This window comes from Gelidibacter sp. (assembly GCF_035577925.1).
Classification (GTDB): Bacteria; Bacteroidota; Bacteroidia; order Flavobacteriales; family Flavobacteriaceae; genus Gelidibacter.
The window spans coordinates 1-6,746 of sequence record NZ_DATJCY010000166.1; the positions used below are offsets into that span (position 1 = coordinate 1).

Here is a 6,746-nt window from a genome sequence, read left to right on the forward strand (position 1 = left end):
AAATAATCACCTTCATCCAAGGCTTCAATATGATTGATGCTCGTTTCAATAGAAACCGCATAGTTACCATGTGTATTGGCTGCAAAACCAAAAGCTGTATCGGCCAACGCATAACTGATACCACCATGCGCTTTCCCCATACTGTTGAGCATTTCTTTACGAACGGTCATCGCCACTTTGCAACGGCCTATTTCAGATTCTAAAATCTCAATACCAAGCCAAGTGCTGTATGGATCTTGACTTAGCATTTTGTGTGGGATATTTTCTCCGTTTATGGGCATTAGGGATTTGGTATTAGGCATTAGGAAATTGGCATTAGGAATTAGTATTTCTTTCTAAAATCTTCTTTCTTAATGAAGACATCATTTTTGTTAATTCTGATATCAACCTTCTATTTTCTTCATCTTCTTGGAAATCAATATAGTGTCTTCGTCTGGCTTTTGTACTACAGCTAACGCACTCATTTGCGCTATAAATAGCATAATTTATATGCTTAACAAATTGTGCATCAGAACCAGGATAATCTTCTGCAATATTTAATGCAATCGAATCAGCCGCCCCCCTAAACTGTGAGGATAATGCATACAATTCATATGAAGGGAATTTTTTCACGATCGCATCCACAACTTCTCCAAAGTCCATCGCTTTTTGATACACTTGCAAATCCTCAAACTTAAAATGATAGTTACTGTTCATACTCATCCTAAATTCCTAATACCTAATTCCATACATTTCTAATCAAAGAATGTCACACCTTCATTATTCATCCTCCGCAACAACGGACTGCACCGGTACCGATCCTCATGATATTCATTATACAATTCATCTATTTTGGTAACACACCAATTGATGCCTTTTTCATTGGCCCAAGCCAATAAGCCTTTCGGGTAATTGACGCCTTTGGTCATGGCATTATCAATATCTTCTGCAGAAGCTATATTCATAAACAACGCATCGGCGGCTTCATTGATGAGCATCACCAGAACACGATCGAAAATTTGTTGCGCCAATTTCTCATCGTATAAGTTATTGGTTCCATTCGGAATGACCATTGCTCCGTTCTCATCATAATTATAATAGCCTCTTCCTGATTTTCTTCCTAAATAACCAGCTTCAACAAGTCGCTTTTGTGTAAACGAAGGTTTATATCTCGGATCGAAATAAAATGCTGTGAACACGGTTTCGGTAACGGTATAATTGACGTCATTTCCTATAAAATCCATTAATTCAAAAGGTCCCATTCTAAAACTACCGAAATTTTTCATTGCAAAATCAATCGTTGCAAAGTCAGCAATACCTTCTTCATAAATTCGCAACGCCTCACCATAAAATGGCCTTGCCACACGATTGACGATAAACCCAGGAGTATCTTTAGCAACAGCGACTACTTTTTTCCAATCGGAAATGGTTTTTATGGATAGCTCCAAAACTTCTTTCGAGGTCTGAATGGCGGGAATAACTTCAACCAATCGCATTAATGGCGCTGGATTGAAAAAATGGATTCCAATGCAACGCTCTGGTTTCTTTAAAGACGCCGCAATTGAAGCGATCGACAAACTTGAGGTGTTTGATGCGATGATACAATCTTCTGAAACACACATTTCCAATTCCGAAAAAACCTTACGTTTAATATCCAAATTTTCAACAATTGCCTCGATAATTAGATCAGAATTGGATAAATCCTTTAAACTATTGACGTAGGAAATATTATTTTGAATGCGGGATTTTTCCGTCGCATCAATTTTCCCTTTCTCCACCAATCGTGACAAAATTTTCTCCAATGCGATTTCGGCTTTTTCCAAAGCAGATCGATTTGTATCGTATAACTTAACAGTACAACCCGAAGTTGCGGCCACTTGTGCAATGCCACTTCCCATGGTTCCTGAACCGATGATTCCAAAATTTTTAATCATGAATATCGAATTTAGAATATTGAATATCGAAGTTTGATTTTGTTAACTTATGCATACTTTTATATTTTATTTTTACTTTGGGAAGTTCGAATACTAGAAACAAAAATCGCAATCAGCTCATTATTCTCCTTCATTAAGACATCCAATCGTTCTATGTTTTTAATTAAATTAGCTCCTTTCTGAATTTTAAGATTTACAAATGACTCACGTAATTCCTTCAAACACAATTTCATTTTATGTAAAAAATCTCTAGCAGATTCAGCACTCTGCGCCTCTCCATAATTCAATGCTGCCGAGGTTGCAGAACGAATTAATTGCTTCGACAAGTGTTGTGAAGCAAAGCTTCCATCAATTTTTCCGCAAATTAAAATAACGTCCACAGCGAACTGAATCAAACGCTCTTCCAAATCGTATTTATAATTTCCCATTTAAAAACTTCATTATTCGTTATTTATCCGTTCGATATTCGATATTTAGCTTCCTTTAAACTCCGGTTTTCTTTTCTCTACAAATGCCGTAACACCTTCGGCATAATCTTCGGTTTGGGCAGCTTCAATTTGCAGTTTTGATTCTAATGCCAATTGTGCTTCCAAATCATTGGTCATGGATTTATTGAACAATTCTTTGATCATTCCCAATGCTTTTGTGGGCATATTGGCGAGTTTTATGGCAAGGTCATTAACGTCAGATTCAAAACTTTCCAAAGGAAGTATTTTATAAATCATTCCTATTTTTTCAGCTTCTTCAGCAGAAACCTTATCGCCCAACATCGCCAATGCCAATGCTTTTTGAAATCCGATAAGTCGTGGCAAAAAGAACGTTCCACCACTATCAGGCACTAATCCGATGAGGCTAAATGCTTGGATAAAACTCACTTTTTCATGAGCCACAACAATATCGCAAGCCAAAGCAATATTGGCACCAGCTCCAGCGGCAACACCGTTAATAGCACCAATAATCGGTTTTTTAATAGAACGAATTCTTGTAATTATAGGATTATAATGTTCTTCAAGAATTTTCTTAAACCCAGGATTCAATTCGGCCGAAGTAACTTCTTTTAAATCTTGGCCGGCACAAAATGCTTTTCCATTTCCGGTCAAAACAATGGCGCGCACTTCATCGTTTTTCTCACAAACATCTAATGTATCCTGAAGCAGAAGTGCCATTTCACGATTAAAACTGTTAAAGACTTCCGGTCGATTAAGCGTAATGGTAGCGACGCCGTTTTTAATTTCTAATACTATTGAATTCATTTTTATAATTTTTTGATTGAAAATTAACGAATGTTGAATTACACATTTCTGAAATCAACAATCATCAATCTGCAATCATTGATACTTTTATTTCAAACATTTAAAATAATCAAATGGTTCGTGGCAATCATTACACTGAAATTGTGCCTTGCATGCTGTTGAACCAAACTGACTGACTAATCGTGTATTTGTTGAGCCACATTGCGGACATTTTACCAATCGTTTTCCGTGCAGTAAAACATCTTTATCCGCTTCAGCATTCAATGGTGCTGCGATGCCATAATTTTCCAAAGATTTTCGGCCTCTTGGCGTAATCCAATCCGTCGTCCATGCTGGCGACAAAATCAATTCCACTTCTGCTTTGTAACCCGCTTTTTTTAGTGCGGCTTTAATATCGTCACCTATGACATCCATTGCCGGGCAACCGCTATAAGTGGGCGTAATTTGAACTTTTACAATATCATTTTCGATAATTGCAGAACGCACGACACCCATATCCATGATGGATAATACAGGGATTTCCGGATCGGATACTGTTTCGAGAATCACAATCAGTTTTGGGTCGATATGTGGTGCTGTTATAATCATAATTTATTTAAGATTGAAGTTTTACAATTTGCTCTACTTCTCTTAATAGTTATCGGGATTGGTCTTCAAAATTCTTATTTCATTATTTTATCATGAGATTCCTGCCTTCGCAGGAATTTTACCATTCCATATTGGGATATGTGCGTTGCATATATTGCAATTCTGCCAAAATATAACCCATATGCTCGGTATGAATGCCTTTTTTTCCTCCTTTTTGAAAATATTTTGATTCTGGAACAGCTAATGTAGCTTCTTCCAAAATATCATTTACTTTTGAATAATAGTGTTCTTTTAATGTGGTGACATCTACCCCAATTCCATCCATAACCATTGCTTTATCCGCTTCGGTTTGATGGAATAATTCATCGGTATAGGTCCATAAATCGTTAATTGCTGTTTGCATTCGGTTATGACTTTCTTCGGTGCCATCACCTAATCGTTTAATCCAATCTGACGAAAAACGTTGATGATAACGCACTTCTTTAACCGATTTTGAAGCAATGGCTGCCAATGTCAAATCCTTACTTTTTTCTAATTCGGTCAAAAACAAAAGGTGGTAAACATCAAATAAAAAATGTCGTGCCATCGTGTAGGCAAAATCGGTATTGGGTTGTTCTACCAACAAGACATTGACATATTCGCGCTCTTTACGAAGCATGGCAATATCATCTTCCGTACGCCCATCGTTTGCAAGTTTAGCGGCATATTGATAATAACTGCGCACTTGCCCAAATAAATCCAATGAAATGTTAGTACAGGCAATATCGGTTTCTAAACTTGGTCCGTGACCGCAGAGTTCGCCCATGCGCTGACCGAGGATTAAGCTGTTGTCGGCGATGCCGAGGATGTATTGATAGAGATTGGTGTTCATTTGTTATTAAATTGAAGTTGAAATCGAACTTGAATTTGAAACGACTCAACTAATAGTTTTTCAATTGAAATCGAATTTGAACTTAACGGCTTCAATTTATTCTTTTATCCTTTTTATTAAACTCTGGTTTTAAGTTCAATCTTAAATTTCCTATTTAATATTTTTAATTCTTGTTATTATAATTCTAATAAGTTGATCATTTTCATCTTTTTATGATGTCAATCTATCTTCAGAAAACAATTTTGCTTTCGTCTGAATATTAAGATTTCGATGAGATTCTCTTAAGTCTTTAAGACATACTCTCAGTTTATTAATTTTGTCCTTATCAGTTCCTGCACCTAAAACCTCACCATAATTCAAAGCTGACGAACACGAAGAACGTATTAACTGTTTTGCCAAATAATCTCCTGCATACGACATTGGTTTTTTGTCCTAAAGCAAAATTATTTCTGCTGCAAAATCCTCTAAACGTCCACTCAAATCAAATTTATTTTCAATCATGTTTTCAACTTCAAATTCACATCTACATGTATTTCACTTCATCAGGCAATTCATAAAACGTAGGATGACGATACACTTTATCTTTTGCTGGCTCAAATAGTTCGCCATTGTGCTCCGGATTTGAAGCTGTGATATTTCTAGATTCTACGACCCAAATACTAACGCCTTCATTTCGTCTGGTATAAACATCTCGTGCATTTTCTAATGCCATTTCGGCATCTGCAGCGTGCAAACTTCCAAAATGACGATGTTCCAATCCGTTTTTACTTCTGACGAAGACTTCCCAAAGTGGCCAATTTTTTTTCATAATCTCTGTTTTTTGACTTCGGACCGCTACGCTAAATGACTCAAGACATAGGACTCAATAGTGTCATATGTCTTAAATCGTCAAGTCTTAAGTCGCATTTTAAACTGCTTCTTTTTCTTTTCTGTTTTCTTTCTTCTCGGCATGAGCCATCGCGGCATCACGTACCCATTCACCACGTTCCCAAGCATCAACTCGTGCTTTCATGCGCTCTTTGTTCATTGGCCCATGACCTTTTACGACTTGCCAAAACTCATCCCAATCAATTTCTCCAAAATCATAACTGCCACGTTCTTCATTCCATTTTAGATCAGGATCAGGAATGGTCAATCCGATTAAATCGGCTTGTGGCACGGTTTGATCAATAAATTGTTGACGCAATTCGTCATTGGATTTTCGTTTCAATTTCCATTTCATGGATTGCTCGGTGTGCACCGATTCGGCATCTGTTGGACCCAACATCATCAAACTTGGCCACCACCAACGGTTTAAGGCATCTTGCGCCATTTCCTTTTGCTCAGGAGTACCACTGGTCAATTTGATCATGATTTCATAACCTTGACGTTGATGAAAACTTTCTTCCTTACAGACGCGCACCATCGCCCTGGCATAGGGCCCATAAGAGGTGTTGCACAAAGGCACTTGGTTGATAATGGCAGCACCATCAACCAGCCAGCCAATGGCACCCATATCGGCCCAAGTAATGGTTGGATAATTGAAAATACTGGAATATTTTGCTTTTCCTGAATGCAGTTGCTCGTACAGCTCATCACGCGAAATCCCTAAGGTTTCTGTGGCGGAATACAAATACAATCCATGGCCGGCTTCGTCTTGAACTTTTGCCAACAAGGCCACTTTACGTCTTAAGGATGGTGCTCTTGTAATCCAATTACCTTCCGGAAGCATGCCCACAATTTCGGAATGTGCGTGTTGCGACATCTGACGGATATGCGTTTGTCGGTATTTTTCTGGCATCCAATCTTTAGGTTCGATTTTTTCGTCTCTTGCGATACGCTCTTCGAACTGCTTTTCTAAATTTAATATTTGTTCTTCACTCATTTTATTGATTATTAGTGAATAATTATTCTTTTCAAACCTACAAGGTTTTGAAACTTAGCGCAGCGATCTCACCCAACGAAGCAGGTAAACCTTGCAGGTTATGTCATTTACACATCAAAATCGACCACAACTTTATTGCTTGTTGGAACGGCTTGACAACTCAACACAAAATGCTGCTCAACTTCCTTATCGGCAAGCGCATAATTCTTTTTCATTTTTACCGAGCCTTCTAGAACTTGACATTTACAGGTACTACA

General features: G+C 37.7%; 11 protein-coding genes. All 11 read right to left on the reverse strand.

The annotated features are described in order from the left end of the window. Positions 1-281: PaaI family thioesterase (locus tag VNJ50_RS05820; RefSeq protein ID WP_325579930.1), on the reverse strand; the 281-nt coding region annotated here is incomplete at its 3' end. A gap of 34 nt (positions 282-315) precedes the next feature. After that, entirely contained in the window at positions 316-696 is a 381-nt protein-coding gene (locus VNJ50_RS05825) for a four helix bundle protein (RefSeq protein ID WP_325579932.1), read from the reverse strand. Positions 697-734: 38 nt separating this feature from the next. Then, positions 735-1,913 (reverse strand): 3-hydroxyacyl-CoA dehydrogenase NAD-binding domain-containing protein, encoded by a 1,179-nt coding sequence (locus tag VNJ50_RS05830; protein ID WP_325579934.1) that lies wholly within the window; start codon positions 1,911-1,913, stop codon positions 735-737. A gap of 59 nt (positions 1,914-1,972) precedes the next feature. Next, positions 1,973-2,341: a four helix bundle protein gene (locus tag VNJ50_RS05835; RefSeq protein WP_325579935.1), complete on the reverse strand. Its 369-nt coding sequence runs from the start codon at positions 2,339-2,341 to the stop codon at positions 1,973-1,975. A gap of 45 nt (positions 2,342-2,386) precedes the next feature. Then, positions 2,387-3,166 (reverse strand): enoyl-CoA hydratase-related protein, encoded by a 780-nt coding sequence (locus tag VNJ50_RS05840; protein ID WP_325579936.1) that lies wholly within the window; start codon positions 3,164-3,166, stop codon positions 2,387-2,389. Positions 3,167-3,253: 87 nt separating this feature from the next. After that, on the reverse strand, positions 3,254-3,754 hold the full coding sequence (paaD, locus tag VNJ50_RS05845) for a 1,2-phenylacetyl-CoA epoxidase subunit PaaD (protein ID WP_325579938.1): 501 nt from the start codon (positions 3,752-3,754) through the stop codon (positions 3,254-3,256). 118 nt (positions 3,755-3,872) lie between these two features. Then, positions 3,873-4,625: a 1,2-phenylacetyl-CoA epoxidase subunit PaaC gene (gene paaC / locus VNJ50_RS05850; RefSeq protein ID WP_325579939.1), complete on the reverse strand. Its 753-nt coding sequence runs from the start codon at positions 4,623-4,625 to the stop codon at positions 3,873-3,875. 210 nt (positions 4,626-4,835) lie between these two features. Then, entirely contained in the window at positions 4,836-5,045 is a 210-nt protein-coding gene (locus VNJ50_RS05855; protein ID WP_325579940.1) for a four helix bundle protein, read from the reverse strand. Positions 5,046-5,148: 103 nt separating this feature from the next. Continuing rightward, positions 5,149-5,433, reverse strand: a complete 285-nt coding sequence (paaB, locus tag VNJ50_RS05860) for a 1,2-phenylacetyl-CoA epoxidase subunit PaaB (RefSeq protein ID WP_325579941.1) — start codon at positions 5,431-5,433, stop codon at positions 5,149-5,151. Between the two features lie 99 nt (positions 5,434-5,532). Beyond that, entirely contained in the window at positions 5,533-6,489 is a 957-nt protein-coding gene (paaA, locus tag VNJ50_RS05865) for a 1,2-phenylacetyl-CoA epoxidase subunit PaaA (RefSeq protein ID WP_325579942.1), read from the reverse strand. 107 nt (positions 6,490-6,596) lie between these two features. Further along, positions 6,597-6,746 (reverse strand): 2Fe-2S iron-sulfur cluster binding domain-containing protein (locus tag VNJ50_RS05870; RefSeq protein ID WP_325579943.1); only part of this gene is annotated, 150 nt, incomplete at its 5' end.

Excerpts from the sequence above, each read along its gene's own strand:
- VNJ50_RS05825 (WP_325579932.1), bottom strand. The coding sequence starts at position 696 with ATGAACAGTAACTATCATTTTAAGTTTGAGGATTTGCAAGTGTATCAA.
- VNJ50_RS05830 (WP_325579934.1), bottom strand. The coding sequence starts at position 1,913 with ATGATTAAAAATTTTGGAATCATCGGTTCAGGAACCATGGGAAGTGGC.
- VNJ50_RS05835 (WP_325579935.1), bottom strand. The coding sequence starts at position 2,341 with ATGGGAAATTATAAATACGATTTGGAAGAGCGTTTGATTCAGTTCGCT.
- VNJ50_RS05840 (WP_325579936.1), bottom strand. The coding sequence starts at position 3,166 with ATGAATTCAATAGTATTAGAAATTAAAAACGGCGTCGCTACCATTACG.
- paaD (WP_325579938.1), bottom strand. The coding sequence starts at position 3,754 with ATGATTATAACAGCACCACATATCGACCCAAAACTGATTGTGATTCTC.
- paaC (WP_325579939.1), bottom strand. The coding sequence starts at position 4,625 with ATGAACACCAATCTCTATCAATACATCCTCGGCATCGCCGACAACAGC.
- VNJ50_RS05855 (WP_325579940.1), bottom strand. The coding sequence starts at position 5,045 with ATGTCGTATGCAGGAGATTATTTGGCAAAACAGTTAATACGTTCTTCG.
- paaB (WP_325579941.1), bottom strand. The coding sequence starts at position 5,433 with ATGAAAAAAAATTGGCCACTTTGGGAAGTCTTCGTCAGAAGTAAAAAC.
- paaA (WP_325579942.1), bottom strand. The coding sequence starts at position 6,489 with ATGAGTGAAGAACAAATATTAAATTTAGAAAAGCAGTTCGAAGAGCGT.